The following is a 26416-nucleotide window of genomic DNA, read 5'->3' as shown; positions in this document are numbered from 1 at the left end:
TCATACGCCCACGAGGGCGCGGCAGAGCGCCGCGTAATCCCGGTTCATGCGTTCCCGGCTGAACTCGGCGACGGCGCGGGCCCGGCCAGCCGCGGCCAGCCGCGCCGCCTCGTCCGGCTCGCGCAGCAAACGCTCCAGCACATCGGCGAGGGCGACCGCGTCGCCCTCGGGCACCAGCCGGCCGTCCTTGCCGTCGCGCAGCACCTCCCGCACACCCGGCACCGCGCTGGCCACGGCGACGCAACCGGCGGCCATGCCTTCGATGAGGGCGAGGGGCATGCCTTCGTAATGGGTGGAGAGACAAGCGATGCGATGCGCCATCAGCCGCGCCGGCACATCGCGCACCACGCCGACGAAGGCCACCTGCGAAGCGATGCCCAAGTCCTTGGCCAGCCGCTCGAGCGGCGCGCGATGCAGGGACTTGCCGCCACCGGCGAACTGCACCGGCGGGGCGAGGCCGCGCTCGCGCAGCAAAGCCACCGCGCGCAGCAGGGTGGCGTGGTCCTTCTGCTTGGCGAAGCGCGCCACCATGACGATGCCCGGCACGCGCGAGGCGAAGTCCACGGAATCGGCGGCGGCGAAGGGTTCGAGGCGGATGCCGTTGGGGATCGCGACGGTGCGCTCGGCGGGCATGCCCTGCGCCAGCAGCACGTCGCGCACGCCCTCGGAACAGCCGACGATGCGCGCGGTGCGCTTCGCCAACCAGCGGGACTGCGCCAGCCGCCAGCGGGTGTAGCGCTCACGCGTGTTGTGCTCGACGTGCACGAGGTGCGGCACCTTCGCCAACAGGCCGGCGTAGCGCCCCCAGAGGTGTTCCGAGAAACCGTGGCAGACCAGCACGTCGGGCCGGAACTCGCGGCACAGCCGCACCAGCGCCCAGATCGTGGCCGCGTGCGACCAGCCCGGCGCCATGCGGAAAGGGGTGCCGTTCGCTTTGAGCTCGGCAAGGCGCTCCGGCGGCGTGCGGCGCTTTCTCCGCAGCACCAGCAGGGGCTCGAAACCGGGTTCGGCGCGCGCCGCGTTCACCAGCGCAATCGCCACCTGGGTGGCGCCGCCAGAGAACCCGCCGGTGACGAAGTGCATGACGCGCAGGGGGCGCGCCGGCGGGCTCGAAGTCGCGTCGGAAGAGGGCATCGGTGAGCGCGACACGCGTCGGCAGTAACGGAATCGACGCCTACAATACCGGCATGGCCGATCCCCTGCCCCTGTCCGGCGTCGTCATCACCTTCAACGAAGCCGACCGCATCGAACGCTGCCTGCGCTCGATGCTGGCCGTCTGCCGTGACGTGACCGTGGTGGATTCGCAGTCGACCGACGGGACGCCCGAGCTCGCCCGCCGCCTCGGCGCCCGCGTGGTCGACCAACCCTGGCTCGGCTTCGGCCGGCAGAAGAACCTCGCGATCGAACAAGCCACCCAGCCCTGGGTGTTGCTGCTCGACGCCGACGAGTGGCTGGAGCCCGACGCGCAGGCGGCGCTGCGCGCGCTGTTCGCTTCGGGCGCTCCCGATACGGCCGATGTGTTCACGCTGCCAAGGCGAACGCACTTCCTCGGCACGGTGATGCGCTTCGGCAGCTTCGCCCACGAGCCGGTGCACCGGCTTTTCCGCGCGCACTGCCGCCACGAGGAAAGCCCGGTGCACGAACGCTTCATCACCGACGGCCTGCGCCTGCGGGTGTCGGACATTCGCATGGAGCACGACACCGCGCGTTCGGAAGCCGAGTATTGGGCGAAGCTGCAGCGCTACGCAGGGCTCTGGGCCAAGGAACGCGCCGCGCGCGGCAAGCGCGCAGCGGCGCTGCGCGGCCCGGCGGCGGCCTTCGCCTACTTGCTCAAGAACCTGCTGCTGCGCGGCGGCCTGCTCGATGGCCCCGGTGCGTGGCGCTTCCACGCCTTGCACGCGCGCTATGCAGCCCTGAAATACGAAAGGCTGCGGGCCCTCGGGGGCCCGCTGCCTTTCGCTTGAGGCCACCGGGTTATCCGGGCGACACGACACGCGACGATCAGTCGTTCCAACGCTCGGCGTTGACGGCCCCGGTGATCGGGTGCACACGCACGTCGCGCTCGAACCCCATCGAAGTGCGAACCTCGGCGACCCAGAAGCCGTCGTCGCGCTCCAGTTCCTTGACCTCGGTGTAGCCAGCCGCGGCGAGGCGCTTCATCACGTCGTCGATGCTGAGCTGACGCTGGCCCGGCTGGGCCGGCGACAGGATCTCGCCGCTCGCGGCGTCGATGTGGACGGTAACGCGGGCGCCATCGGCGCCGCTGGCGAGCACTTCCCACACGCCTTCGTCGAGCTCGGCGCCGCGCACGGCGCCGTAGCCGGCCTGCTGGGCGATGCGGGTGGCCTGCTCGAGGCCGATCGGCGCACCAGCCTGGGCGTGGACGACGGGCACGGCGACCGCAAGAGACAGGGCGAGGGTGGCGGCGAGGGTCAGGTTCTTCATGGGGGTTCTCCGTTGGGGTTTGGGGGTGGAACGGCGCCAGATTCGCAGCGCCCCCTGAAATCGGCTCTGAGGCGTTTTTTCATCCACCGTTTAATCGCGCCGGGCACCATGGCGCCATGCTCCGCACCCTGCCCACCGTCGTCCTGCTCGCGCTGCTGGCGCTGCTCCCGCTCCCGTCACCGGTCCACGCCGACGATGACGACGCGGACCACGAGCGTGCCCGCGCCGCCGTGCTGCGCGGCGAGGCCCTGCCGCTCGACCAGATCCTCGCGCGCCTGCCGCTGCGCGAGGGTGAGCGTCTGATCGAAGCGGAGTTCGACCGCGAGGATGGTCGTTGGGTGTACGAACTGGAATTCCTCGGCACTGACGGTCGAGTCCGCGAGCTCGAGGTCGATGCCCTCAGCGCCGCCATCCTCGAGGACGACTGATGCGCCTGCTGCTGGTTGAAGACGACGCGCCGCTGCGCGAGGCCGTCCGAGGAGCGCTGGTCGCCGAGGGCTGGGTCGTGGACGCCTGCGCCGATGGCGATGAAGCGCTGTGGCTTGGCACCGAGGAGCCGTTCGACGCCGCCGTGCTGGACCTCGGCCTGCCGCGGCGCGACGGCATCTCCGTGCTGCAGGCTTGGCGCGAAGCGGGACGCAACTTCCCCGTCCTCGTGTTGACCGCACGCAACCGGTGGAACGACAAGCTGGCTGGCTTCGGCGCCGGCGCCGACGACTACCTGACCAAGCCCTTCGAGATCGACGAGGTGGTGCTGCGCCTGAAGGCGCTGATCCGCCGCGCCAGCGGCCACGCGTCGTCCGTGATCAGGGTCGGCCCACTGGAACTCGACACCCTGGCCAACCGGTTCCGCGTGGACGGGCGCGGCCTCGTGCTCACGGCGGGCGAGTACCGCCTGCTCGCCTTCCTCGCGCACCATGCCGGGCGCACGGTGCCGCGCAACGAACTCGCCGAACACCTCTACGATCGCGACTTCGACCTCGACTCCAACGTCATCGATGTGCAGATCGGGCGCATCCGCAAGAAGCTCGCCCCGCACAAGCTGCTGCACACGGATCGCGGGCTCGGCTTCCGGCTCGCGGAGGCATGAGCGCCAGCCTGCAGCGCCGGCTCTGGTGGGCAGCGGGCCTCCCGCTCGTCGCCCTTGTCGTGGTCGGTTTGCTGCTGCTGCAGTGGGCCTTCAAGGACACCGTTCGCCGTGCGTTCGATGCGCGGCTCGATCGCACGCTGGCCGCTTTCATCGGCGGCCTCGAGGCGACGCCCGACGGCCGCGTCGTGGTGGGTCGCCCCATCGGCCAAGCGGCCTTCGACAGCATCGGCTCCGGCTGGCATTGGCAGGTCGCCGACGACACGGGGGTGCGACTGCGCTCTCGCTCGCTGTGGGATCGCGAACTACCGATGCCACGCGCCCGTGCCGACGGCCAGGCCCGCCACATGGACCTCGCCCCCGACGGGGCCGCCCCTTTGCGCGCCGTCGTGCGACGCATCGAGCTGCCAGGGCAACGCGCACCGATCACGGTCCTGCTCACCGGACCCCGTGACGACATCGACGCGGAAGTCGCCGACTTCGTGCAGCTGTCTTGGCTGGCCGCCGCCGGCCTCGCCCTGCTCGCGCTCGCCACCATCGGCCTGCAGCTTCGCCTCGGCTTGGCCCCGCTGCGCCGCTTCAGCGAGCAGGTCGCCGAACTCGCCGCCGGCCGACGCGAGGCCCTTGAACGCTTGCCGGTCCGCGAGCTGGATGCCGTGGTCGAGGAACTCAACCCGGTGATCGAACAGAACCGGCGTCTGGCCGAGAGTGGACGCAAGCGCGCCGGCGACCTCGCGCACGCGCTGAAAACGCCCTTGGCCCTGCTGCGCACCCTCGTGCCACCGGGCGACACCACGCAGCGCGAGGCCTTGGCGCGGATCGACGAGATCGTCGACCGCCACCTCGCCCGCGCCTCGGCCGACGCGCGGCGGCGCAAGGCGCGCTGCGAGGCCAGCGAGGCGCTGGACGGGCTCGTCGTCCTGCTCGCGCGCTTGCATCCGGCGAAGGCCATCGACGTGGCGTCATCGCCGGCCATGCCCCCGGTGGCCTGCGAGGCCAGCGACCTGCAGGAAATCCTCGGCAATCTGCTGGACAACGCGCTGCGGGCGGCTCGGCACACGGTCCGCGTCGACCTGCGCTTCGAAGGCACGGAGGTCCGCATCACGCTCGACGACGATGGTGCGGGCCTCGACGACGCCGCGCTCGCCCGCTTGGGCGAACGTGGCCTGCGGTTCGACGAGAGCACCCCGGGCACAGGCTTGGGGGTCTCGATCAGCCGCGACATCGCGGAAAGCTACGGCGGCGCGCTGGAGTTCGGCCGAAGCCCGCTCGGTGGCCTGCAGGCGCGGCTGCGGCTACCGGCGTGGCGCAACGCCTGAAGGCTCAACCCGCGCGGACGAGCCGGGCGTAAAAGAAGCCGTCACCGCCATCCTCCCCGGGGAAGCGCTGCGTGCCGTGGCCGGTGTCGTAGCCGAAGCGTGCATCAAGCGGCTCGAGCCGGGCGTCCGGATGGCGCGCGAGGAACGCCGCGACCTGCTGGTCGTTCTCCTCGCGCAACACCGAACAGGTGGCGTAGAGCAGCACGCCGCCGGGGGTGAGCAGCGGCCAAAGCGCTTCGAGCAGGCGCGCTTGCGTCGCCGCCAACACGGCGATGTCGTCCTCGCGCCGGTGCGCTTTGATGTCGGGTTGACGGCGCAGGATGCCGGTGGCGGAACAGGGCGCGTCGAGCAGGATCGCGTCGAACGCCCGGCCGTCGTGCCACGACCCGACCTCGGCCGCATCGGCGGCGCGCGCCTCGAAGCGCGCGCGGGAAGGGCTCACGGCCTGCACGAGCGAACGCACACGCTCCAGCCGCTTCGCATCGACGTCGAGCGCCAGCACCTCGCCACCGTCGCCGACCGCCGACATCAGCCCCAGCGTCTTGCCTCCGGGTGCGGCACACGCATCAAGCACCCGCTGGCCCTGTAGCGGGCCAAGAGCCTCGACCGCCAATTGCGCGGCAAGGTCTTGCACATGGAAGGCACCGTCATCGAATCCCGGGAGCTGCGTCGGGTTCGCGCGCTCGAGGACCCGCAGGCCGTCGCGCGCCGGGCCGGATTCGCTGGCGATGCCTGCCTCGGACCAACGTGCGGCGAGGGCCTCGCGGCCAACACGCGGCGCGTTGGCGCGCAGCCACAGCGGCGCCTCGGTGTTGTTCGCCTCCAGCAAGGCATCGACGCGCTCCGGCCAATCGGCCTCGAAGCGCCGCACCATCCAATCGGGGTGGCTCGTCCGGACCGCGCGCGAATCCGGGACCGCCCACGGCTCGCGCGTGGCCTTGCGCAGCACGGCGTTGAACAGGCCGGCCAGGCCTTCGCGACCGAGCTGCTTGACCGCATCGACCGTCGCGCCCACGGCCGCATGGGGCGCCATGCCGAGCGCATCGAGTTGGGCGAGTCCGACCAGCAACAGGCGCGCCACCGCGCGATCCTTCGCCGTGCCCACCGGCAGCGGCCGGGTGAGCCAGCGCGAGAGCACGAACGTGTAGCGCCGCTCGTGGCGAAGCGCCGCGAAGACGATGGCCTCGAGCAGACCGCGGTCGCGCGGGTCGGCGATCTTCGGCAGGGCCGCCGAGAGCACCGCCTTCAGCGAGCGGCCGTCGTCCAGCACGGCGACGAGCACACGCGCCGCCTCGGCGCGCAGTGCGGCGCCGGGGCCCAAGGTGCTCATGCGGTCTTCAGCTGCGGCCGCGCATTGAGAAAATCCGCCACCGGCTGCGGCTTGCCGCCTTCGCGCTGCACGTGGGTGAGGCGCAGTGCGCCGTCGCCGCAGGCGACGGTGAGGCCTTCGCGGGTCCCCGCCATGAGCGTGCCGGGCGCGTGCCGGCCGGCGCCCAGCGCCCGTGCGGCGGCGTCGGAAATCGGCACCGCGCCATGCACGCGCAGGCGCTCGCCGGCGAGTTCGCATTCGGCGATCGGCCACGGATAGAAGGCCCGAACCTTGCGAGCCAGCACAGCGGCCGGCAGCGCCCAATCGAGCTTCGCCTCGGCCTTGTCGAGCTTGTGGGCGTAGGTGGCCCCCTCGGCGGGCTGCGGCGTTGCCACCGGCACCATGCCGGCGCGCAGCAGCTTCAGGCCGTCGCCCAGCACTTCCGCGCCGAGCGCCGAAAGGCGGTCATGCAGTGTGCCGCCAGTGTCGGTGTCGGTGATCGGCGTGGTGAGCCGGAGCATCAGCGGGCCGGTGTCGAGGCCCTTCTCCATGCGCATCAGGTCGACGCCGGTGAGTTCGTCGCCGGCCTCGATGGCTCGCTGGATGGGCGCCGCGCCGCGCCAGCGCGGCAGCAACGAGGCATGCACGTTCCAGCAGCCGTGGGTCGGGATGTCGAGCACGGCTTGCGGCAGGATCAATCCGTAAGCCACCACCACCAGGAGGTCGGGCTTCAATTCGCGCAGCTGCGCCTGCGCCTCGGCGTCACGCAAGGTCGCGGGCTGGAAGACGTCGATGCCCAGCTGCGTCGCCCGCTGCTTCACCGGGGATTCGGCCAGTGCGCGGCCGCGGCCGGCAGGGCGGTCGGGCTGGGTGTACACCCCCACGACTTCGCCGCGGGCGGCGGCGGCGTCGAGGCAGGGCACGCTGAACTCCGGCGTGCCCGCGAAGACGATCCGCAGGGCCATCAGCCCTCGGCCTTGGCCAGTTTGGCGAGCTTCTTCATCGCCATCTCGCGCTTCAGAGGCGTCAGGTAGTCGACGAAGACCTTGCCGTCGAGGTGGTCCATCTCATGCTGCACGCAGACGGCCTCGAGGCCGCTGCAGGTGAACTCGTAGGTCTGGCCGTCGCGGTCGAGGGCGCGGACCGTCACGGTCTCCGCGCGCTTCACCTCAGCGAACACCGTCGGCACCGAGAGACAGCCTTCCTTGCAGTTCTGCACGCCGCTGGAAGCGACGATCTCCGGGTTGATCAGCACCTTCTTGTTCGACTTGTCGTCAGACACGTCCATGACGATCAGGCGGATGTGCTGGTCGACCTGGGTGGCGGCGAGGCCGATGCCCGGCTCGTCGTACATGGTCTGGAACATGTCGTCGATCAGCGCCCGCAGGGCGTCGTCGACGTGCTCGACCGGCTTGGCGACGGTACGGAGGCGGGGATCGGGGAATCGGAGGATCGGCAGCAGGGCCATGGCGAGGGGTTCGGCAAGGGGCGCGGGCCGGGCCCGCTGGTCGCACAGTTTAGCGGCCGCACCCCAACCGGCGCTGGCCGATTGCAATGCCGTGGACGATCTGGTCTATAGTGACAAGTGTTAACCTTTCGGAAAATCAGGGGGATAGCGGCCATGTTTAAACGGCTTTGTGCAGTCACCGCAGCCGCGCTGCTGACGGTGGCGTCCTACGCCGCTGCCGTCGAGATGCGCGAAGGGCATCCGACCACTTATACGGTGCAACGCGGCGACACGCTGTGGGACATCGCCGGCCGCTTCCTGTCGAAGCCCTGGCTGTGGCCGGAGATCTGGCAGGCGAATCCGCAGATCGAGAACCCGCACCGGATCTACCCGGGCGACATCATCAGCCTCGCCTACCTCGACGGCCGTGCCGTCGTGCAGACGACGCAGGCCGGGCCGCGTTCGGAGCCGGCCATCACCACCGTCCCGCTGACCGACATCGAGGCCTTCCTGCGCCAGGCATCGGTCGTGGCGGAGTTCGAAGACCTGCCGCACGTCGTCAGCATCGAAGAGGGCCACCTGCGCGGCGGTGACGGTCAGATCGCCTACGTGCGCGGCCTCGAGGGCGCGTCGGTGGGCGACACGATCATGCTGGTGCGCCCGACGCACCACTTCCGCCTGCCGGCCTCGCGCCGCATCACCAACACGATCCCGACCGAGCTGGATTTCCGCGGCGACGAGACCTACCGCGACGTCCGCAGCGCCTGGGGGCGTGATCTGGCGCGCGGCGAGAGCCTCGGCTACGAGATGACCCGCCAGAGCCTCGCGCGCATCACCCAGGTCCAGGGCGAGGTGGCGCTGGCCCTGCTGGTCGACGGCACCGCCGACGTCCGCCCGGGCGACCGCGCCGTGCCGGCTGAAGCCCAACCCTACGACGACGGCTTCCTGCCGCAGGCGCCGACCTCGATCCCCGACCATGCCGCGGTGATCGGCATCGCCGACGCCGGCCTGTCGGCCGGCCCGAATTCGGTGATCGCGCTGTCCGTCGGCAGCGCTGACGGCGTCAAGAACGGCACGGTGTTCTCGACCTGGCGCCCGGGCCAGGCCGTGCCGGACGACGTCATGAACGCCAACCGCATCGCCGCAGCCCGCGACAAGGTGCAGCTGCCCGACGAGTTCAACGGTCGCGTGATGGTGTTCCGCACCTTCGACCGCGTGAGCTACGCCATGGTGATGGAGGGAGTTCGTCACACGCAGGTTGGCGACAAGCTGAAGGCGCCCGACGCGGTGCAGTAAGACCCGGCATCGCAGGGTTTTCCGACTGAAGGCGCCTCCGGGCGCCTTCATCGTTCCGGGCATGGACACCGTCGATGCCTTCCTTCGCCTCCACCACGCCGCCGGCAATGCCGGCTGGCTGCGCGAGGCGCTGCTCCGCAGCGAACCCCGCGCGCCCGAAGGGGCGGACGACGCCGGATGGACCCCGGAACGTCTGCTGGCCGCGCCCGTGGCCGACTGGCTGGCGGCGGGTGCGCCGATCGGGGCCCGCGAAGCCGCCTTCGGCCCGGAGGCTGACGCCTACGTGCTCGGGATAAGGGCCTGGCTCGAAGCCGACCCGACGCACACGATCCTGGGCTGGTTCGACGCCGATTACCCGAGCCTTCTGCGCGAGATCGCGAATCCGCCGACCGCGCTGTTCGTGCACGGCGCGGCCGAGCGACTGTGGTGGCCGCAGGTCGCCGTGGTGGGGAGCCGGGCGCCGACGCCCGCAGGCCGGGAGCGCGCGGCGCGCTGGGCCCGCGCCTTCGCCGACGCCGGTTATGTCGTCACCAGCGGGCTGGCCGCCGGCGTGGATGCCGCGGCGCATGCCGCGACGCTGGACGAACCCGGAACGATTGCCGTCATCGCCACCGGCCCGGACCGCTGCTTCCCTGCCGCGCACCGTCGGCTGCAGTCCGACGTGGCCCGGCACGGCGCCGTCGTCACCGAGCACCCGCCTGGGGCCGACGCGCGGCCCGAGCACTTCCCCAGCCGGAACCGGATCATCGCCGGGCTGTCGCTCGCCACCGTCGTGGTCGAAGCCGCGCAGCGCTCCGGCGCGCTGATCACCGCCCGGCTCGCGGCGGAGACCGGCCGCGAGGTGTTCGCCCTGCCCGGCGCGCCCGAGAACCTGAAGGCGCGCGGCTGCCACCGGCTGATCCGCGACGGCGCCACCCTCGCCGACGATCCGGCCCAGGTGATCGAGGCGCTGGCCACCGGCACCGGCGCAGCCATCGGCCGCCTGCGCTCGGTGCTACGCGGGCCACGCCCATCCTCTTCGGCGACGACGGCATCCCTGCCCTTCGCCAGCGTCGACGACGAACGGGTGTGGCAGGCGCTCGGCCCGGACGGCGCGGGCTTCGATGAACTGCTCCAACGCGCGGGATTGACGACGGCCACCCTCGCCCCCATCCTGCTGGTCATGGAGTTGGATGGTCGTCTCACGCAGCAGCACGGGGTGTACATCCCCCGCGGCTCCGCCCCTCACACACGCGCTGGTTTGCAGCGCAGGCGCTAGGGTGTGATGAAAGAATCGATCCTCGACGTACTGCTCTATCTCTTCGAACACTACTTCAGCGACGACGCCGACCTCGTCCGCGACCGCGACTCGCTCCAGAACGGCCTGCTCGAAGCGGGCTTCAGCCCCGCCGAGATCCACAAAGCCTTCGAATGGCTGGATGAACTGGCCGAGCAGCGCCCGGCCGTCGCCAGCACCCGCTTCGACGGGCCGGTGCGCCTCTACACCGCCCCCGAGTACGCCAAGCTCGACGCCGAAGGCGTCGGCTTCCTGATGTTCCTCGAGCAGTCGGGTGTACTGAATGCCGAGCAGCGCGAACTGGCGGTGGATCGCGCGATGGCGCTCGACCAGGACGACATCGATCTCGACGACCTGAAGTGGGTGGTGCTGATGGTGCTCTTCAACCAGCCGGGGGCCGAGGCGGCCTACGCGTGGATGGAGAACCTGATGTTCGGCGACGAACCCGCGCCGACGCACTGACCGGCGGCGCCATTCCTCGCGCCGGCGGCGCCGGCTCGGCTTCCCTTGGCCTGCCGTTCACGGGCATCCTTCCCGGGACGCCGCCTCGCGCGGCCATCCCCCTGAAGTCTTGGAGTCCGGGCATGGAAACCGCCCCGTGGTACTACGTGAACGCCGATCGGCAGCGCCAAGGGCCGGTGCCCGCGGCGACGATCCGCGAATTGGCCGCCGCCGGTTCGGTGGAGGCCCGAACCCTCGTCTGGCGCCAGGGCATGCCGCAATGGCAGCCGCTTGAAGCAATGGCCGGGGAGCTCGGCATCGTGCTCGCCGCGACGGCTCCGTCGCCCGCACCGCCTTCCCCGCCGCCCGCGCCAGCCCCCGCGCCCCGCATGGACAGCCCGGCCCAGGCCGCGGACACCGAGGCGACCCGCGTGCTGCGCTCCGAACCGCGCCTCGCCGATGTCGGCGCCGCCTCGCCGCTCTCGGAACCGAAGCGAGTCGCGCCCGCGAGCGCCTATCCCGATGCGGCCGTGCAGCAGGCCTACGCGGCGCAGGTCGGTGCGGATCCGCAGGCGCGGACCGCCTTCGCCGCTGACGGCCACGTGCTCTATGCCAGCTTCTTGAAGCGCGTTGCAGCCAGCATCATCGACGGCTTCATCGTCAGCATCATCGCCGTGGTCGTGCAGACGCCGATCGCGCTCGTCGCCGGCATCAGCCTCGGCGCACTCGGCGATAGCACGGGCGCGGGGTCCGCCTTGCTGCAGTTGGCGAGCCAACTTATCGGCGTCGCCATCGGCATCGCCTACTTCGGCTACTTCTACACCTCGGAACAGCAGGCCTCGCCCGGCAAGCAGCTCGTCGGCATCAAGGTCGCGCGGCCGGACGGGGAGCGGATCAGCTTCGCCCGCAGCGTCGGCCGCTATTTCGCCAACTGGCTGAACATCTTCACCCTCGGCCTGTCGTACCTGTTGCCGCTGTTCACCGAGAAACGCCAGGCACTGCACGACCTCATCTGCGACACGGTGGTGGTCGACCGGTGGGCCTTCACCGACTCCCCCGAACGCCAGACCGAAGAGCTCGGCGGCTGCGCCATCGCCGTGCTGGTGCTCTGGGGCCTGATGATCCTCGGCATCATCGGTGCGACGGTGTTCTTCATCGCCGCCCTTGGCTCCGGAGGTTGGAACTGATGTCCTCGCCCACCTGGTACTGCGTCAACGCCGCGCGCGAGCGGCTGGGCCCGATGGCGGCCGACGAGATCCGCCGCCGCTTCGAAGCCGGCGAACTGCAGCGCCGCAGCCTGGTCTGGCAGAACGGCATGCCGCAGTGGCAGCCGCTCGAGTCGGTGGCCGGGGAGCTCGGAATCGCCCTCGCCGCCGAGGCGCCGACGCCGTCGGCAGCGCCCCTGATGCCGGAACCTCCGACAGCCCCCGCGGCGAGCGTGATCACCACCGAAACGCCGAGGGCGCCTGCCGCCGAGGCCGCCATGGCGCAAGCCTACGCGGCGAGCTCGCGCGATGCCTCGGCCACCGGAACGATCGATGGCGAAGACATCGTCGACGCGGGGTTCCTGCGTCGATTCGCCGCGTTCATCGTCGACAGCTTCATTCTCGGCATCGCGATGTACGCGGTCATCTTCCTGTTGCTGATCGTGCTGGGCTTCGGCATCGGCGGCATCGTCACGATGTTCGAGTCGAGCGCGAGCGGCGGCCTCCCCGAAGGCCCGCTGCTCTGGGTCTTCGTGATCGGCTTCTACGTGCTGCCGATCCTGATGCAGGGCGCGTACCACATCGTGTTCACGGGCTCGACCTGGCAGGCCACGCCGGGCAAGCGCGTGCTGGGCATCAAGGTGGTCGACCAGGACGGCCGCCGCATCACGCTGGCGCGTTCCACCGGGCGCTGGTTCGCCGCGGCGCTGTCCTACCTGACCTTCTACATCGGCTTCCTGATGGCCGCCTTCACCGACCGCAAGCTGGCCCTGCATGACATGGTGGCGAGCACCCGCGTGGTCGACCAGTGGGCCTACACCGCGAACCCCGAGCGGCAACAGCGTGGCCTCGGCGGCTGCGGCATCGCCATCCTGGTCGGCGGGCTGTTGTTGGGCCTGGTGTTCTTCGTGGGCATCCTCGCGGCGATCTCGCTGCCGGCCTACCAGGACTACACCCAGCGCGCGAAGGTCGCCGAAGTGGTGGCGCAGGGCCGCAGCATGACCCTCGCCATCGACGAGTTCGTGCTGGCGACCGACCGTTGCCCGGCCAGCCTCGAGGAAGCCGGGCTCGTCGAAGCGTCCAGCCCTCTCGTCGAGTCGACCGATCTCGGCGAGATCGACGCCGGCCAATGCAGCCTCCGCTTCACTCTGGGCGGCGCCCAAGCCGGCCCTTTCGATGGCGAATACCTGTGGTTCTCCCACGACGGCGAAGGCGGCTGGGACTGCGGCGGCAGCATGGACGACAAGCTCCTGCCGGCGGCCTGCCGGGGCTGAAACTTGACACCGCCGCCGCACCGGTGGCCCTAATGAAAAAAGGAAAGCCCGCCCCTTGGCGGGCTTTCGCCCCTTCGCGCGGCCTTCCGCGCGCGGCCCTCACGGTAAACCGGACATGGCCAAGAACCTCCTCATCGTCGAATCGCCCGCCAAGGCGAAAACCATCAACAAGTACCTGGGCAAGGACTTCCAGGTGCTGGCCAGCTACGGCCACGTCCGCGACCTCGTGCCCAAGGAGGGCGCGGTCGATCCCGAGCGCGGCTTCGCCATGCGCTACGAGCTGATCGACAAGAACGAGAAGCACGTCGACGCGATCACCAAGGCCGCCAAGGACGCCACCTCCATCTACCTCGCGACCGACCCGGACCGCGAAGGAGAGGCCATCAGCTGGCACATCGCCGAGATCCTGAAGGAGCGCAAGCTGCTGAAGGACAAGACGCTGCACCGCGTGGTGTTCACCGAGATCACGCCGAAGGCGATCAAGGAAGCGGTGGAGCACCCGCGCAAGGTCAGCGACGAACTGGTGAACGCCCAGCAGGCGCGCCGCGCGCTGGACTACCTCGTCGGCTTCAACCTCTCGCCGCTGCTGTGGCGCAAGGTGCAGCGCGGCCTGTCCGCCGGCCGCGTGCAGTCGCCCGCGCTGCGGATGATCGTCGAGCGCGAGGAAGAGATCGAAGCCTTCAAGGCGCGCGAGTACTGGTCGATCGCCGCCGAGGCCACGCACCCGAAGCAGCCCTTCACCGCCAAGCTCACCAAGCTCGACGGCGGCAAGGTCGAACAGTTCACGATCACCGACGGCAAGACGGCGGAAGCCGCGCGCGCGCGCATCGCCAAGGATGCGCAGGGCCTGCTGGTCGTCACCGATGTCGAGAGCAAGCAGCGAAAGCGCCGCCCGGCGCCGCCCTTCATCACCTCGACGCTGCAGCAGGAAGCCGCGCGCAAGCTCGGCTTCTCCACCAGCCGCACCATGCGCGTCGCGCAGAAGCTCTACGAGGGCGTGGCCCTCGGCGACGAAGGTACGGTCGGTCTGATCACCTACATGCGTACCGACGGCGTCAGCCTGTCGGTGGACGCCGTGGCCGAGATCCGCGACGTCATCGCCCGCGATTTCGGCACCCAGGCCCTGCCCGACAAGCCGGTGCTCTACCAGTCGAAGTCGAAGAACGCGCAGGAGGCCCACGAGGCCGTGCGCCCGACCTCGGCGCTGCGCACGCCGGCGTCTGTCGCGAAGTACCTCGCCGACGACGAGCGCCGTCTTTACGAGCTGGTGTGGAAGCGCACGCTGGCCTCGCAGATGGTGCCGGCCACGCTGAACACCGTCTCGGTCGACCTCGCCGCCGGCAGCCAGCACGGCTTCCGCGTCAGCGGCACGACCGTCGTCGATCCGGGCTTCCTCGCCGTCTACGAAGAAGGCAAGGACTCCAAGGGCGAAGAGGACGACGAGGAAGGCCGCAAGCTGCCCGACATGAAGCCGGGCGACCGCGTCCCGCTGGCCGATGTCACCACCACGCAGCACTTCACCGAGCCGCCGCCGCGCTTCTCGGAAGCTTCGCTGGTGAAGGCGCTCGAGGAACACGGCATCGGCCGTCCCTCGACCTACGCCAGCATCATCCAGACCCTCCTCAACCGCGAGTACGTCTACCTCGACGCGCGCCGCTTCCGACCGACCGACGTGGGCCGCGCGGTGGCGAAGTTCCTCTCCGCGCACTTCACGCAGTACGTCGACTACGACTTCACCGCCAAGCTCGAGGACGAGCTCGACGAGGTCTCGCGCGGCGAGGCCGAGTGGGTGCCGCTGCTCGAGAAGTTCTGGAAGCCGTTCTCGAAGACGGTGGAAGAGAAGGGCGAGAGCGTCGAGCGCAGCGAGGCCTCGGGCTCGCGCGTGCTGGGCGTCGACCCGGCGAGCGGCAAGCCGGTGTCCGTTCGCCTCGGCCGCTACGGGCCGTTCGCGCAGATCGGCACCGCCGAGGACGAGGACAAGCCGAAGTTCGCCTCCCTGCGCGGCGGCCAGAGCATGCACACGATCACGCTCGAGGAGGCGATCAAGCTCTTCGACCTGCCGCGCACGCTGGGTGTGTCGAACGGCGAGACGGTGACCGTGGCCGTGGGCCGCTTCGGGCCGTTCGCCAAGCGTGGGCCCACCTATGCCTCGCTGGGCAAGGAGGACGATCCGTACACGATCACCTTCGAGCAGGCCGTGGCGCTCATCGACGCGCGCGAGCTCGCCATCGCCAACCGCATCATCAAGAAGTGGGACGACGCCGGCATCGAGGTGCTCAACGGCCGCTATGGCCCGTACATCACCGACGGCGCGAAGAACGGCAAGATCCCGAAGGATCGCGAGCCCGCCTCGCTGACGCTCGAGGAGTGCAAGGCCATCCTCGAGGCCGCGCCGGAAGCCAAGGGCCGTTTCGCCAAGAAGGCGGCCGCTAAGAAGGCCGCGGCGAAGAAGGCGCCAGCGAAGAAGGCCGCCAAGGCCGCGAAGCCGGAGGGCGAGGCCGTGAAGGCCGCGCCGGCGGCGAAGAAAGCGACGGCGAAGAAAGCCGCCGTGAAGAAGGCAGCAGCGAAGACGGCACCAGCGAAGAAATCGGCGACCAAAGCGGCGGCCAAAAAGGCGCCCGCGAAGAAGGCGGTGAAGAAGGCGGTGAAGAAGGCGACCGCGAAAGCCTGAGCCGGAGGGCCCGTTCAGACGGATCCACGGCGGCTGAACGGGGCGACCGTCGGCGTGCAGCGCGCGGTGCCCCGGGAGTAGCATCAGGCTCCCCCTCGGCCACCGGACGGCCGTTCATCAGGAGCTTTCCGATGTCGCTTCGTCCCCAGATCCTTGCCGCCGCTGTCCTCGCCAGCCTCGCTGTCCTGGCGGCGCCGACCACTTCCGCCCAGAGCGTCCGCGGCGAACCGCTGAAGCTCGAAAACGCCAAGCGCGACGTCGCGCATGCCTTCAAGGCCGCCACCCTGGCGCCGCAGGCCACGCTGCGCTTCCAGTCGCTCGACGCCGAGCGCGTGGCTGCCATGCAGCGGTACAACGTCGCCAACGGCGCCAAGCGCCTGCAGATCGGCATTGAGCGGGACGTCGCTGACGAGGCCTCGGCCCTGCTACCCGCAGCCCTTGAATGGACGTCGGTGAGCGGTGGCCGGGTGCTGCGCTTCGACGTGACTTCGCCGCAGGCCGCCGCGCTCCGCGTCGCCCTCGACCTGCGCCAGGTGCCGGACGGAGCCGAACTGCGGGTCGCCAGCGCGTCGGGCGGGATCGTCGAGTTCGTCGACGCCGCCGCCCTGCGCGCGGGTGTCGATGGCGCGGGCCTTTACTGGTCGCCGGTGACCGACGGCGACACCCAGCGCCTCGAACTGTTCGTGCCGGCGGGCGCGTCGACCTTCGCTCCGCTGGCTACCCGCGTGTCGCACCTCGTCACCTCGCCGCTGCGGCCGCTCAACCTGGCCAAGGCGTTGGGCAACTCGGGCGCCTGCAACATCGACGTCGCCTGCCGCACGGGCAGCCTCGGCCAGTCGTTCGTCAACGCGAAGAACGCCGTCGCCCGCATGGTGTTCCAGGACGGGGGAAGCTTCACCTGCACGGGCACCCTGCTGAACGACAACACGCCGTCCACGCAGGTGCCGTACTTTTATTCCGCGGCGCACTGCATGACGACACAGACGGTGGCGAGCACCCTCACCACGTTCTGGAACTACGAGACGCCGACGTGCAACGTCAGCAGCTCGGGCAGCAACACGCAGGTCACGGGCGGCGCGGACCTGCTGTTCGCGACGCTGTCGTCCGACGCGCTGCTGCTGCGCTTGCGGAGCACGCCGCCGGCCGGCGCGTTCTTCGCGGGCTGGAACGCCGCCACGTTGACGGCGCCGAGCGCGGTCATCGCCATCCACCACCCGGCCGGCGACAACAAGAAGTACAGCCGTGGCACGCACAGCGGTTTCTCGTCCAACGTCCAGTTCCAGGGGGATCCGCAGATCGTGACGAGTGCTGCGCGTTCGACTTGGGCCGAGGGCACGACCGAAGGTGGCAGCTCAGGCTCCGGTCTCTTCACGCTCAGCGGGTCTGACTACCAGCTCCGCGGCGGGCTATACGGCGGCGGCGCCTCGTGCGCGAACACCGGGCAGTCGGAAGGCAACGGCAACGTCGACTACTACTCGCGATTCGACCAGGTCTACCCGTCGCTGCAGCAGTGGTTGGGCAACAGCACGACCCCAGGCCCGACGCGCGACTACACCGGCGCCTGGTTCGTGCCTGCGGAGTCGGGCTGGGGCCTGACGGTCTTCAATTTCCCCGGCCAGATGTTCGCGCTGTTCTTCGTCTACGACAGCCAAGGCCGTCCGGCGTGGTACCGCTTCCAGGGCGCCTGGACGGGCCCCGACCAGGTGACGGCGAACCTCGATCGCGCCACCGGCCCGGCTTGGTCGTCGAGCTTCAACCCGAACGCGGTGAGCTACACCACGGTCGGCACCGGCACGATGACCTTCACCTCGGCCACGGCGGCGACGTTGACCTTCAGCGACGGCACCGTGACCCGCACGGTGACGCTCTCGAAGCTCTGACGTGGGCCCGGCGCGCTGGCGCGGGCATCGCAGCGGCGCGCAATTCCGCGCCGTCATGGCGGCCGCGCTTGCGCTGCCCGCCTTCGGCCTGAACGCCTCACCGGGGACGACGCCCGCGGCGACGGCTTCGGCACCGACGGCCGGGGTGATCTACCGCTGCACCGCGGCCGATGGCGCCGTCGCGCTGCAGGACGACCCTTGCCCGCGCGGCCAGCGGCAGGAATTGCGCGAGATCGCCCCGTTCGCACCGCCAACGGCGCCTTCGGCTTCCTCGCTGCCGGCCTCGGAGGCCAACGGCGAGCCTGCGGGCGGAAGCGCGGGCTCGCCTCCGCCGGGGATCACGACGGGCGAAGCCCCGCCGCCGCGTCGGAGCGTGCTGCCCCCGCCGCTGTGGCGCTGCACCGACCTCAACGGGACGTCGCGCCTCTCTGACACCTACGACCCGCAGCCGCGCTGCGTGCCGCTGTCCGTGCTCGGTGTCGATCTGTCCCGTGCGCCACCCTCGGCGGCGACGCTCTGCCGCACCGTCGAGGATGCCTGCGTGGAACTGGGCGGCGAAGCCGCCTGCGCGGCGTGGGAAGAACGGCTGGCGAACGCGGAGTCGGCGCTTCGCCATGCCTTCAGCGACACGCAGGATCAGCGCCGTCGCGAGCGCGATCGCGCCAAGGCCGTCGTCGAGAACGACTGCCGCGACTAGCGGCGCGCTTCAGAACCCGTAGTTGAGGAACCCGCCATCCACCGCGAGGCATTGCGCGGTGATGTAGCCCGACGCCGGCAGGCACAGGAAGGCGATGGCCGCGGCCACCTCCTCCGGCTCGCCGATGCGCGACATCGGCGTGCGATCGAGCACCTCCTCGAGGTAGTCGGCGTCGGCCAGCACCGTGGAGGTGCGCCGCGTGCGGATGTACCAGGGCAGTACCGCGTTCACGCGTACGCCCTCGGGCGCCCACTCCACCGCGAGGTTGCGCGTGAGCTGGTGCATCGCCGCCTTGCTCATGCCGTAGGGCGAGCCGGTGCGCACGTGCGTGGCGCCGGACACCGAGCCGACATTCACGATGGCCGAGTTCGCGTGTTCGCGCAGCAGCGGATAGGCGCTGCGGCAGAGCTCGAAGGTGGCGAACAGATTGGTTTCGAAGATGGCGCGCCATTCGGCCTCGTCGTAATCCATGGTCGCGCGACGCTGGTTGGTGCCGACGTTGTTGACCAGGATCGAAAGCCCGAGGCCCAGCCCGTCGATCCAGTCGAACAGGCGCTCGCGCCCCGCCGCCTCGGCGACATCGCAGGCCAGCACGTGCACCTCGCCCTCGGGATGGTCCTCGCGCCACTCGGCAGCGGCGGCCTCGAGGGTGTCGATGTCGCGTGCGCAGGCCAGCACGGTGGCACCGAGGCCCAGCAGTTCGGCGACGGTGGCGCGGCCGATTCCGGCACTCGCGCCGGTGACCAGGGCGACCTGGCCGTCGAGGCGCCATCGAGTGGCATTCGGCATCACGGACTCCATGGAAAGGCGGGCGCCGTAGGATAGCCGCACGCCCACCGGAGTCCGGCCATGCCCGCGAATCGCTTCCCCGCCCTCCCGCTGCTCGCCGTACTCGCCCTCGCCGCCTGCAGCCCCGAGCCCACGCCCGTGGAACCCACGCCGGTGCCGGAAGACGAGCCCACGCCGCAGGTGGTGGCCGGCGACGCCACCGAGCTGCGCGATGCGATCCAGGCGCCGCAGGACAAGGCGCGCGCCGTCGAAGACACACTGATGCAGGCCGCCGATGCGCAGCGCGAGGCCATCGACGCGGCGGAGAGCGGCGAAACCGCGCCGCCCGAGGGCGGCTGACCGTCGCGGCCGCCTGCGGCTCGCGGACGTCGTCCACGAACGGATCCAGCGAGCAGGCTCGTCGACCCCGGGGCCGGTAAATCGCATGACGCGACGCAGCGACCCAGCGGTTTCTGGCAACCGCCGGGACTGATGCCCGATCCGAAGGCGCACCCCAACGGATTCCCTGCCCTGTGCCTTGCTGGAAAGGATGCTGGGGCTTCGCTCGAAACGTCCGTTTCGCTCAGCCACGGAGGCTCATCCCGTCGACCAGGCCCTCCGCGCACTGGGCGAACGAGTCTCGAATCCGCTCCGCCGTCGGTTGCTCGGCCCAAGCCCAGAGGAGGCCTTGGCCCTCGAGGGTGGCGGTGACCTGGCGGGCGAAGGCCTCGGGTGATCGGGGTCGAAGGACCCGTCCGTCGGCCACGTCGGAGCGGTAAAGCCGTGCCATCTCGGCCTCGACGGCTTGCTGGCGGTCCCGAACCCATTCCGCGCGGTCCGGAAAGAGCGACAACAGGAACCGCAAGTAGCTGGCGAGATCGATGCCTTGGTCGAGGAGTCCGGCCAAGTGCTCCGCATAGCCAGCGGCCAAGGTGCGCACCAGTGTGGCCGCGTCCGGGGCCTCGGTGGGTTCTCCGGAGGGCAGGAAGCCGGTGAAAAAGTGGTCCACGCAGGCCTCGAAGAGGTCGGGCTTGCGGGAAAAGTGATGGTGGAAGGCCCCTTTGGACAAGCCGCTGGCGGAGGCGAGGTCGGTCATGGTCGTGCCTTCGTACCCCTTCGTCAGGAAGAGTCGAAAGGCCACCAAGAGCAGTTCCTCCCGGCTGGTTTTCATTGCGCCGCCTCCTTCTCCTCAAGGGTCATCAGGAAAACCTCAAGCGTGCCCAGCCTGAGGGACCCGTCATGGGTCAGGCCCCACCGACGGTAGACGTCCACGTTGGCCGGATTTTCTGTATCGAGACCCCAGACACCGGAATGACGGGACACCAGGAACGAGAACAGCTGTCGACCGAGGCCCTGGCGCTGGAATTCCGAGTCAACCCCGAGCATCACCAGGTAGAACGCCAGTGCACTGCGGTGGGCCTGCCGCACCGCCCTGCGGTATGCCTCCACCCGAGAAAGGACCGCCCAGGGCAGCGCTCGGCCCACGGTGGCCAGACTGGCCACCTCCGCCCAGCCCCGTCGCAAGGCCCTTCCAAGGCCCGGGCGCCGGTCCTCGGTAATCGCCACGGCGGCGAGCCGCGAGCCCAGATACAAGCCGACCACCTCATCGCCGCCCCGCAGTGCCGACTGCAGCACCAAGGTCAGTAAGGCCCCGAGCTGTTGATCCCAGCGCGATGGGTCCGCCGCCGGTCGCGGCCCCAGAAAGTGAGCCATGGAAGGATCGGCGGCGAAGGCGCTTGCCAGAAGCCTGACGGCCTCAGGCACCTCCTCTGAGCCCAGAAGGCGAAACACCGCCGTCATCCCTGACTCCGATGGGTCGGATAGTGGTTCACGGCGAAGGCGTAAAGCACCTTGACCAGAAACAGCTGGGCCACCGCAAGCGCCCAGGGCTCCCATGGACCAACGAGGGGGGCGGCCCCGAGGCCTACAACCAACAGCACTCCGGCGACAGGCACTTGGCTCGATCTCCCGTCCAGGGCGTTGATCACGAAGGCGCCCGCGATCGTCCATGCCCAGACCAACAACCCAGGCACCAAAGGGAGGCCCGTCAGGGCGAGGACGACAGGCAGGTGAACATGGACAGCAATGAACCCGATTCTGTGCACGGGACGGGCGGCGTAGAAGTCGTTCGTCCCCCGGGTGAAGTTGGCCGCGCACCCGGCAATGATGTCGAGGATCAGCAGAAGCGCCAGGGCCGCGCGCCAGCCCTCCACGGCAGACAAGCTGGGCAAGGCCGCCCAGCCGATTGCTCCCCCGAGGAACAGCACCGTGAGCCCTAGACCCGCCAAGGCCGACAGTTCCTGCGTTTCACCCAGAACTTCGTGGAAGGCCGAAGGAATCGCCAAGCGCTTCATCAAGCCTCCAAAATACCGGGCGGATGGTATGTTTTGCAGCGTACCCCAGGGCCACCGACCCATCAACCCCTCGCCGTCGCCGCGCAGAGGAAGTTCGAACGCCCTTCCGGGCGAGCCTTGCGGGTGGGTGGCTGCCACGCAAGCGCCGGTTTGGGCGCGGCATCCGACGTACGCGCTCAACAGGCCGGACGCTGCCCGGCGGGCGCGTCCTCGTTTTCGGTCGCCGGCTGGCAGCGAACCGAGGAACTGCCGTCAAGAAAAAAGGAACGCCCCTCGCGGGGCGTTCCTCAGGTCCGGCTCACGGTCCGTGTTTGGCACGGACCGTGAGCCGCGGTCTTTCGTTCGCCGCAACCCCGGGACCGGGAGCGCCGCCGCCTTACAGATCGCAGAAGCAGTGCGCGACGGCGCGGAAGGGCTTGCCCTGCGAATCCAGCACGAAGGCGAGGTCGTCGGCCACGCGGCCGGCATGCTCGTCGCCGAGGAAGGCCAGCGCCGGCGCGACGCGGCCCAGCACCGCATTGGCCTGAGCACTGCGGTTGACGTCGGCGAGGAACTGCTCGAATGGCGTCATCGGCGCGGTGATGTAGGTGTGCGGCGCATCGGCCTCGAGCTTCGCGAGTTCGGTTGCCTTCGCCAGCGCATCGCGCAGGCCGCCGAGCTCGTCGACGAGGCCGCGTTCCTTCGCCTGCGCACCGCTCCACACACGGCCACGGGCCACCTGGTCGATGGCCGCGACGTCGGTCTCGCGCGCCGTAGCCACCTTGCCGATGAACTGCTGGTAGCCGTGGTCGATGAAGGTCTGGATCAGCTCGCCCACTTCCGGCACGAGGGCGCGGGTGGGATCGAAAGCGCCGGCCAGCGGCGTGGTGCCGACGCCGTCGGTGCGCACGCCGATCTTCTCCAGCGCGCGCGGGCCGTTCATGAACAAGCCGAAGATGCCGATCGAACCGGTGATGGTCGAGGGATCGGCGTAGATCGTGTCGGCGTTCATCGAGATCCAGTAACCGCCCGAGGCCGCGACGTTGCCCATCGAGACGACGACAGGCTTGCCCGCGCCCTTCAGCAGTTCCACTTCGCGGCGGATCTGCTCGGACGGATACACGCCACCGCCGGGCGAATCGACGCGCAGCACGACGGCCTTGATGGCGTCGTCCTCGCGCGCCTGCCGCAGCAGGGCCGAGGTGCTGACGCCGCCGACGGCGCCGACCGGCTGCTCGCCGTCGACGATGCCGCCCTGGGCCACGACCACGCCGATGCCCGGCGCCGCTTCGGTCGGCAGCGTGGGCGCGCCGAGGTGCGACAGGAAGCGGTCGAGGTCGACCTGGCGGTAGCCCGTCTCTTCGTCTTCCGCGCCGCGCTCGGCGAGCAGGGTCTCGAGCTCTTCGGCGGTCTTGGTGCCGTCGATCATCTTGGTTTCGACCGCGAGCGCGGCGAAGTCACCACCGGCGGCCCTCAGGCGCGCGGGGAACTCGGCGACCAGCGTCTCGAACGAGGCGCCTTCAAACTTGCGCGCCGCCGACACATCGGCGAGGTAGCGCTGCCACAGGTCACCCATCCAGAACAGGTCGGCTTCCTTGGACTCGGCCGATGCGCCATCGAGGATGTAGGGCTCGGCGGCGCTTTTGAACTCACCAACGCGGAACAGGTGCACGTCGACGCCGAGCTTGTCCGCCAGCAGCTCGCGGTAGTACGGGCGATAGCGGCCGAGGCCTTCGATCAGGATCAGGCCTTCGGAATCCATGTAGATCTCGTCGGCCTGCGCCGCGAGGTAGTAGCCGACCTGGTCGTAGCCGGTGCCCCAAGCGACGACCTGCTTGCCGCTGGCCTTGAAGTCGGCGATGGCATCGCCGAGCTCGCGCAGGGCCGCGAAGCCGCTGGCCGAGAAGCCGTCGGTCTTCAGGACGAGGCGGTCGATCTTCGGATCGTCCTTGGCGCCGTCGATGGCGCGCAGCAGGTCACGCAGCTGGAACTCGGCGGTCGCTTCGCCGCGGGTGATCTGCTCTTCGAATTTCTGTGCCGGTGAGCGCGCTTCCTCGACCAGGCGACCGCCGAGGTCGAGCACGAGGGCGCTCTTGTCCTGCACCGGCTTCACCGACGGACCGGAAAGGATCGCGACCAGCAGGAACAGAAGCACCGTGAGGAACAGCAGATTGAAAACGAGGCGACGGGTGAAGTTCAGGGCGTCCCACAGGCCGCCGAACAGGCGGCGGAGGGGACCGGGACGATCGACTGTGGCCATGGGGGACTCCGAAAGTGACGACCCGACCTTAGCCGCTCAATCGGCGGCGGTCACGCCCCGAAAGTCACGTGAGGAATGCGCGAGGAAGCGCCAGGTGAGCAGCACCGCGGCCACGCTCAGGCCCACGATCAGGCCGGCCCAGTAGCCCGGCGGGCCCCAGCCGAGGCCGAGGGCGATGCGGGTGCCGCCGTCGGCGCCGATGCCGCCGAGGCCGATGGCCACCGGCAGGCCGAGGCCCCAGTAGCTGAGCACGCAGATCCACGCCGGCACGCGGGTGTCCCTCAGGCCGCGCAGGGCACCGGCCGAGATCGCCTGCAAGCCGTCGGTTTACTGGAACACCGCTGCGAACAGCATCAGCGTGGCGGCCATCGCGATGACGGCCGGGTCGTCGGTGATCAGGGCCGCGATCCACGCCCCGCCCAGGGCCAGCACGAGGGCCGAGGCCGTCTGGGTGGCGAATCCGATGATCCAGCCTGCCTTGGCCGCCCAGCGCACGCCCTCGGCATCACCGGCGCCGGCCGCCTGCCCGACGCGCACTGTTGTGCCCATGGCCACGCCCAGCGGCACCATGAAGGCCGCGGAGGCGGCGAGGATCGCCACCTGGTGGGCAGCGATCGGCACGGTGCCGAGCGTCGCGATCAGCAGGGCCGTGGCGACGAACAGGCTGCCTTCCATGAAGATCGCCAGGCCCATCGGCAGGCCGAGCTTCAGCAGCTGGCCGATGGCCGCGGCGTCGGGGGCGTCGAAGCGGGCGAACAGGCCGAGGTCCGCACAGCGCCGCGCGCGCGCCAGCGTGGTCGCCATGGCCGCGACCTGCGTCCACAGCACGAGCGCGGTAGCGAGGCCGAGCCCGCCGGCGCCGAGCTCCGGCAGCGGACCCACGCCGTCCATCAGCGCCCATCCCAGCGGCAGCAGCAGCACGAGGCCACCGGCACCGATCACCATGGTCGGCACCGTCCAGGCCACGCCTTCGGCGAGGTAGCGGAGGCTGAAGTACAGCGCCAGCGCCGGCGCTCCCCAGCTGATGCCGTGCAGGAAGCCGGTGACGCCGGGCATCACCTCCGGCGCGATGAAGTTCGACAACGCGAGCGGCGCGAGCCGGATCAGCGCGAACAGGCCGAGGCCGAGGGCCAGCGCCAGCCACAGCGCCTGCCGGAACAGGGCGCCGATCTCGCCGCGGCGTCCGGCGCCGTCGAGCTGCGCCACCGAGGGCGGCACGGCCATCAGCACGCCGATGCACAGCAGGATCACCACCGACCACGCCGGCGCACCCACGCCGATGGCGGCCAAGGTCTGCGTGCCATGGCGTCCGGCCAGCACGGTGTCGATGACGTTCATGCCCATCGAGGACAGCTGCCCGACCACCAGCGGCGCGGACAGCAGGGCGGTGGCCCGCAGCTCGCGCTTCAGGCGCGCGCGGTGGGCGTCGTCATGACGCATGGCAGGGGAACCCGGGAATCGGCGGGCGCCTACTATATCGACGATGACGACCCCGACCGACGCCCATTGCCGCAACTGCGGTTCGCCCCTGTACGGCGAGCATTGCTACGCCTGCGGCCAGCCGACGAAGGGCCTGGTCCGGCACTTCAGTTCGATCCTCGGCGATGTCGCCGACACCATCTTCAACATCGACGGCCGCCTGCTGCGCACGCTGCCGGCGCTGCTGCTGAAGCCCGGCTTCCTCACCCGCGAGTACATCGAAGGGCACCGCGTGCGCTACGTCTCGCCGGTGCGGCTGTTCGTGTTCCTGTGCATCGGCACCTTCTTCGCGGCGAAGCTCGCCACGCCCTCGTTCGAGATCGGCCGCGACGATGCCGTGCGGGTGGCCGGCACCGATGCCGTCGTCCTCGACCCCGACGGCAACGAGGGCTTCGAGGAGATCGACACCGTCGAAGGCGTCGAGGCGCGCATGGCCGAAGTGCGGGCGGAATTCGCCGCCTCGCGCAAGGAGTCCGAGGGCGTGCCGGGCATGCGCTCGGTGCTCGATGCCACGGAGAAGCAGGTCGAGGCCGCCGCCGCGGCGCGCATCGCCGAACTGCGTGCGTCGGAAGGCGACGGTGGCGCACCGGCAACGCGCGAGTCCTCGCCCGGCTTCTCGGTGGACGAGAATTCCGACACGCCCGACATCAACTTCAACGGCAAGCCGTGGGACGCGGAGACGAATCCGCTGGTGATCGAGTCATTGCCCGATGGCGTGAACCGCTGGCTCAACACCCAGATCGGTCACGTCCCGCAGAACTGGAAGCGCGTGCGCGAAGACCCCGACCTGCTGCGCAACGCCTTCTATTCGGCGCTGCCGACGGCGCTGTTCGTGCTGGTGCCGGTGTTCGCGCTGCTGCTGAAGATCCTCTACGTCTACCAGCGGCGGCTGTACATGGAGCATCTCGTCAGCGCCCTGCACGGCCACGCCTTCGTTTGCGCGATGCTGCTGGTGCTGATGGCGATGACCTCGTTCGAATCGCTGCTCGGGTCGCCGGCGTGGCTGGCGGCACCGATGGGCTGGCTGGAGTGGCTGGCCTTGGCGTGGATCCCCGCCTACCTGTGGCTGCACCTGAAGCGGGTGCACGGCCAGGGCTGGTTCGCGACCAGCCTGAACTTCGCGATCCTCGGCTTCGCCGAAATCCTGCTGCTCTCGGTGGTGGCGGTGTTCGCGCTGCTCGCGGCACTGGTCTGGCTGTAGCGTCGCCCAGACGCCACGCCTGACGCGG

24 protein-coding genes and 1 pseudogene are annotated in these 26416 nt (G+C 70.1%); 14 read left to right on the top strand and 11 right to left on the bottom strand.

Translation table 11 applies throughout. The annotated features are described in order from the left end of the window. On the bottom strand, positions 1-1134 hold the full coding sequence (locus O9255_RS01475) for a glycosyltransferase (protein WP_297865051.1): 1134 nt from the start codon (positions 1132-1134) through the stop codon (positions 1-3). Between the two features lie 53 nt (positions 1135-1187). Between O9255_RS01475 and O9255_RS01470 the strand changes: the two genes are divergently transcribed. Next, positions 1188-1964, top strand: coding sequence for a glycosyltransferase family 2 protein (locus tag O9255_RS01470; RefSeq protein ID WP_297865050.1), 777 nt, complete (start codon positions 1188-1190; stop codon positions 1962-1964). A gap of 37 nt (positions 1965-2001) precedes the next feature. On the opposite strand, the gene O9255_RS01465 is transcribed toward O9255_RS01470, so the two are convergent. Continuing rightward, on the bottom strand, positions 2002-2445 hold the full coding sequence (locus O9255_RS01465; RefSeq protein WP_297865049.1) for a PepSY domain-containing protein: 444 nt from the start codon (positions 2443-2445) through the stop codon (positions 2002-2004). Between the two features lie 116 nt (positions 2446-2561). Between O9255_RS01465 and O9255_RS01460 the strand changes: the two genes are divergently transcribed. Genes O9255_RS01460 through O9255_RS01450 form a run of 3 tightly spaced genes read left to right on the top strand, consistent with a single transcriptional unit; the run spans position 2562 to position 4851 of the window. Continuing rightward, entirely contained in the window at positions 2562-2873 is a 312-nt protein-coding gene (locus O9255_RS01460; RefSeq protein WP_297865048.1) for a PepSY domain-containing protein, read from the top strand. Further along, on the top strand, positions 2873-3535 hold the full coding sequence (locus O9255_RS01455; protein ID WP_297865047.1) for a response regulator transcription factor: 663 nt from the start codon (positions 2873-2875) through the stop codon (positions 3533-3535). Before O9255_RS01460 ends, O9255_RS01455 begins: the two co-directional genes overlap by 1 nt. Further along, positions 3532-4851 (top strand): HAMP domain-containing sensor histidine kinase, encoded by a 1320-nt coding sequence (locus tag O9255_RS01450; RefSeq protein ID WP_297865046.1) that lies wholly within the window; start codon positions 3532-3534, stop codon positions 4849-4851. The genes O9255_RS01455 and O9255_RS01450 overlap by 4 nt, the downstream gene beginning before the upstream one ends. Positions 4852-4855: 4 nt before the next feature. Here O9255_RS01450 and rsmB read toward each other — a convergent pair whose 3' ends face one another. The 3 genes from rsmB to def are packed head-to-tail and all read right to left on the bottom strand — an operon-like array spanning position 4856 to position 7628. After that, positions 4856-6181, bottom strand: a complete 1326-nt coding sequence (rsmB, locus tag O9255_RS01445; protein WP_297865045.1) for a 16S rRNA (cytosine(967)-C(5))-methyltransferase RsmB — start codon at positions 6179-6181, stop codon at positions 4856-4858. Continuing rightward, positions 6178-7119, bottom strand: coding sequence for a methionyl-tRNA formyltransferase (gene fmt / locus O9255_RS01440; protein ID WP_297865164.1), 942 nt, complete (start codon positions 7117-7119; stop codon positions 6178-6180). Before fmt ends, rsmB begins: the two co-directional genes overlap by 4 nt. A 5-nt stretch (positions 7120-7124) precedes the next feature. Further along, positions 7125-7628, bottom strand: a complete 504-nt coding sequence (gene def / locus O9255_RS01435; RefSeq protein ID WP_297865044.1) for a peptide deformylase — start codon at positions 7626-7628, stop codon at positions 7125-7127. Positions 7629-7781: 153 nt separating this feature from the next. On the opposite strand from def, the gene O9255_RS01430 reads away from it, so the two are divergent. The 8 genes from O9255_RS01430 to O9255_RS01395 all read left to right on the top strand — a co-directional run bounded on the left by O9255_RS01430 (position 7782) and on the right by O9255_RS01395 (position 18347). After that, complete coding sequence (locus tag O9255_RS01430) at positions 7782-8903, top strand: LysM peptidoglycan-binding domain-containing protein (RefSeq protein ID WP_297865043.1); 1122 nt, start codon at positions 7782-7784, stop codon at positions 8901-8903. 61 nt (positions 8904-8964) lie between these two features. After that, positions 8965-10161: a DNA-processing protein DprA gene (gene dprA / locus O9255_RS01425; protein ID WP_297865042.1), complete on the top strand. Its 1197-nt coding sequence runs from the start codon at positions 8965-8967 to the stop codon at positions 10159-10161. Between the two features lie 6 nt (positions 10162-10167). Further along, positions 10168-10641, top strand: a complete 474-nt coding sequence (locus tag O9255_RS01420) for a DUF494 family protein (protein ID WP_297865041.1) — start codon at positions 10168-10170, stop codon at positions 10639-10641. 122 nt (positions 10642-10763) lie between these two features. After that, positions 10764-11807: an RDD family protein gene (locus tag O9255_RS01415; RefSeq protein WP_297865040.1), complete on the top strand. Its 1044-nt coding sequence runs from the start codon at positions 10764-10766 to the stop codon at positions 11805-11807. Then, entirely contained in the window at positions 11807-13099 is a 1293-nt protein-coding gene (locus O9255_RS01410) for an RDD family protein (protein WP_297865039.1), read from the top strand. Before O9255_RS01415 ends, O9255_RS01410 begins: the two co-directional genes overlap by 1 nt. 115 nt (positions 13100-13214) lie before the next feature. Beyond that, entirely contained in the window at positions 13215-15770 is a 2556-nt protein-coding gene (locus O9255_RS01405; RefSeq protein WP_297865038.1) for a DNA topoisomerase I, read from the top strand. A gap of 131 nt (positions 15771-15901) precedes the next feature. Beyond that, positions 15902-17650: a hypothetical protein gene (locus tag O9255_RS01400; protein ID WP_297865037.1), complete on the top strand. Its 1749-nt coding sequence runs from the start codon at positions 15902-15904 to the stop codon at positions 17648-17650. A 1-nt stretch (position 17651) separates the two neighbouring features. Further along, complete coding sequence (locus tag O9255_RS01395) at positions 17652-18347, top strand: DUF4124 domain-containing protein (protein WP_297865036.1); 696 nt, start codon at positions 17652-17654, stop codon at positions 18345-18347. Between the two features lie 9 nt (positions 18348-18356). On the opposite strand, the gene O9255_RS01390 is transcribed toward O9255_RS01395, so the two are convergent. After that, entirely contained in the window at positions 18357-19136 is a 780-nt protein-coding gene (locus O9255_RS01390) for an SDR family oxidoreductase (RefSeq protein WP_297865035.1), read from the bottom strand. A gap of 60 nt (positions 19137-19196) precedes the next feature. On the opposite strand from O9255_RS01390, the gene O9255_RS01385 reads away from it, so the two are divergent. Then, positions 19197-19475 carry a hypothetical protein gene (locus tag O9255_RS01385; protein ID WP_297865034.1) on the top strand — a complete coding sequence of 93 codons (279 nt, stop codon included), beginning with the start codon at positions 19197-19199 and terminating at the stop codon, positions 19473-19475. A gap of 223 nt (positions 19476-19698) precedes the next feature. Here O9255_RS01385 and O9255_RS01380 read toward each other — a convergent pair whose 3' ends face one another. From O9255_RS01380 to O9255_RS01360, 5 genes and pseudogenes are all read right to left on the bottom strand, one after another. Then, entirely contained in the window at positions 19699-20286 is a 588-nt protein-coding gene (locus O9255_RS01380; protein WP_297865033.1) for a TetR/AcrR family transcriptional regulator, read from the bottom strand. Then, positions 20283-20915, bottom strand: a complete 633-nt coding sequence (locus O9255_RS01375; protein ID WP_297865032.1) for a hypothetical protein — start codon at positions 20913-20915, stop codon at positions 20283-20285. The genes O9255_RS01380 and O9255_RS01375 overlap by 4 nt, the downstream gene beginning before the upstream one ends. Continuing rightward, positions 20912-21469: a hypothetical protein gene (locus O9255_RS01370; protein ID WP_297865031.1), complete on the bottom strand. Its 558-nt coding sequence runs from the start codon at positions 21467-21469 to the stop codon at positions 20912-20914. The genes O9255_RS01375 and O9255_RS01370 overlap by 4 nt, the downstream gene beginning before the upstream one ends. A 376-nt stretch (positions 21470-21845) precedes the next feature. Beyond that, positions 21846-23708: a signal peptide peptidase SppA gene (gene sppA, locus O9255_RS01365; RefSeq protein WP_297865030.1), complete on the bottom strand. Its 1863-nt coding sequence runs from the start codon at positions 23706-23708 to the stop codon at positions 21846-21848. Between the two features lie 36 nt (positions 23709-23744). Next, positions 23745-25148 (bottom strand): annotated as a pseudogene (locus O9255_RS01360) (MATE family efflux transporter). Between the two features lie 43 nt (positions 25149-25191). Between O9255_RS01360 and O9255_RS01355 the strand changes: the two are divergent. Beyond that, complete coding sequence (locus tag O9255_RS01355; protein WP_297865029.1) at positions 25192-26388, top strand: DUF3667 domain-containing protein; 1197 nt, start codon at positions 25192-25194, stop codon at positions 26386-26388. The last annotated feature ends 28 nt before the right edge of the window (positions 26389-26416 follow it).

The sequence above is a fragment of the Silanimonas sp. genome, from assembly GCF_027530345.1.
Classification (GTDB): domain Bacteria; phylum Pseudomonadota; class Gammaproteobacteria; order Xanthomonadales; family Xanthomonadaceae; genus Silanimonas.
Note: the sequence above shows the minus strand (reverse complement) of the source record. Positions and strands in the feature narration are given on the sequence as shown.

Coding starts and splice junctions, on each gene's coding strand:
- O9255_RS01475 (WP_297865051.1), bottom strand. CDS start 1,134: ATGCCCTCTTCCGACGCGACTTCGAGCCCGCCGGCGCGCCCCCTGCGC.
- O9255_RS01390 (WP_297865035.1), bottom strand. CDS start 19,136: ATGCCGAATGCCACTCGATGGCGCCTCGACGGCCAGGTCGCCCTGGTC.
- O9255_RS01400 (WP_297865037.1), top strand. CDS start 15,902: ATGTCGCTTCGTCCCCAGATCCTTGCCGCCGCTGTCCTCGCCAGCCTC.
- sppA (WP_297865030.1), bottom strand. CDS start 23,708: ATGGCCACAGTCGATCGTCCCGGTCCCCTCCGCCGCCTGTTCGGCGGC.
- O9255_RS01370 (WP_297865031.1), bottom strand. CDS start 21,469: ATGAAGCGCTTGGCGATTCCTTCGGCCTTCCACGAAGTTCTGGGTGAA.
- O9255_RS01460 (WP_297865048.1), top strand. CDS start 2,562: ATGCTCCGCACCCTGCCCACCGTCGTCCTGCTCGCGCTGCTGGCGCTG.
- O9255_RS01415 (WP_297865040.1), top strand. CDS start 10,764: ATGGAAACCGCCCCGTGGTACTACGTGAACGCCGATCGGCAGCGCCAA.
- O9255_RS01465 (WP_297865049.1), bottom strand. CDS start 2,445: ATGAAGAACCTGACCCTCGCCGCCACCCTCGCCCTGTCTCTTGCGGTC.
- O9255_RS01410 (WP_297865039.1), top strand. CDS start 11,807: ATGTCCTCGCCCACCTGGTACTGCGTCAACGCCGCGCGCGAGCGGCTG.
- def (WP_297865044.1), bottom strand. CDS start 7,628: ATGGCCCTGCTGCCGATCCTCCGATTCCCCGATCCCCGCCTCCGTACC.
- O9255_RS01420 (WP_297865041.1), top strand. CDS start 10,168: ATGAAAGAATCGATCCTCGACGTACTGCTCTATCTCTTCGAACACTAC.
- rsmB (WP_297865045.1), bottom strand. CDS start 6,181: ATGAGCACCTTGGGCCCCGGCGCCGCACTGCGCGCCGAGGCGGCGCGT.
- O9255_RS01455 (WP_297865047.1), top strand. CDS start 2,873: ATGCGCCTGCTGCTGGTTGAAGACGACGCGCCGCTGCGCGAGGCCGTC.
- O9255_RS01385 (WP_297865034.1), top strand. CDS start 19,197: ATGCCCGCGAATCGCTTCCCCGCCCTCCCGCTGCTCGCCGTACTCGCC.
- O9255_RS01375 (WP_297865032.1), bottom strand. CDS start 20,915: ATGACGGCGGTGTTTCGCCTTCTGGGCTCAGAGGAGGTGCCTGAGGCC.
- O9255_RS01470 (WP_297865050.1), top strand. CDS start 1,188: ATGGCCGATCCCCTGCCCCTGTCCGGCGTCGTCATCACCTTCAACGAA.
- O9255_RS01430 (WP_297865043.1), top strand. CDS start 7,782: ATGTTTAAACGGCTTTGTGCAGTCACCGCAGCCGCGCTGCTGACGGTG.
- O9255_RS01380 (WP_297865033.1), bottom strand. CDS start 20,286: ATGAAAACCAGCCGGGAGGAACTGCTCTTGGTGGCCTTTCGACTCTTC.
- O9255_RS01450 (WP_297865046.1), top strand. CDS start 3,532: ATGAGCGCCAGCCTGCAGCGCCGGCTCTGGTGGGCAGCGGGCCTCCCG.
- O9255_RS01355 (WP_297865029.1), top strand. CDS start 25,192: ATGACGACCCCGACCGACGCCCATTGCCGCAACTGCGGTTCGCCCCTG.
- O9255_RS01405 (WP_297865038.1), top strand. CDS start 13,215: ATGGCCAAGAACCTCCTCATCGTCGAATCGCCCGCCAAGGCGAAAACC.
- dprA (WP_297865042.1), top strand. CDS start 8,965: ATGGACACCGTCGATGCCTTCCTTCGCCTCCACCACGCCGCCGGCAAT.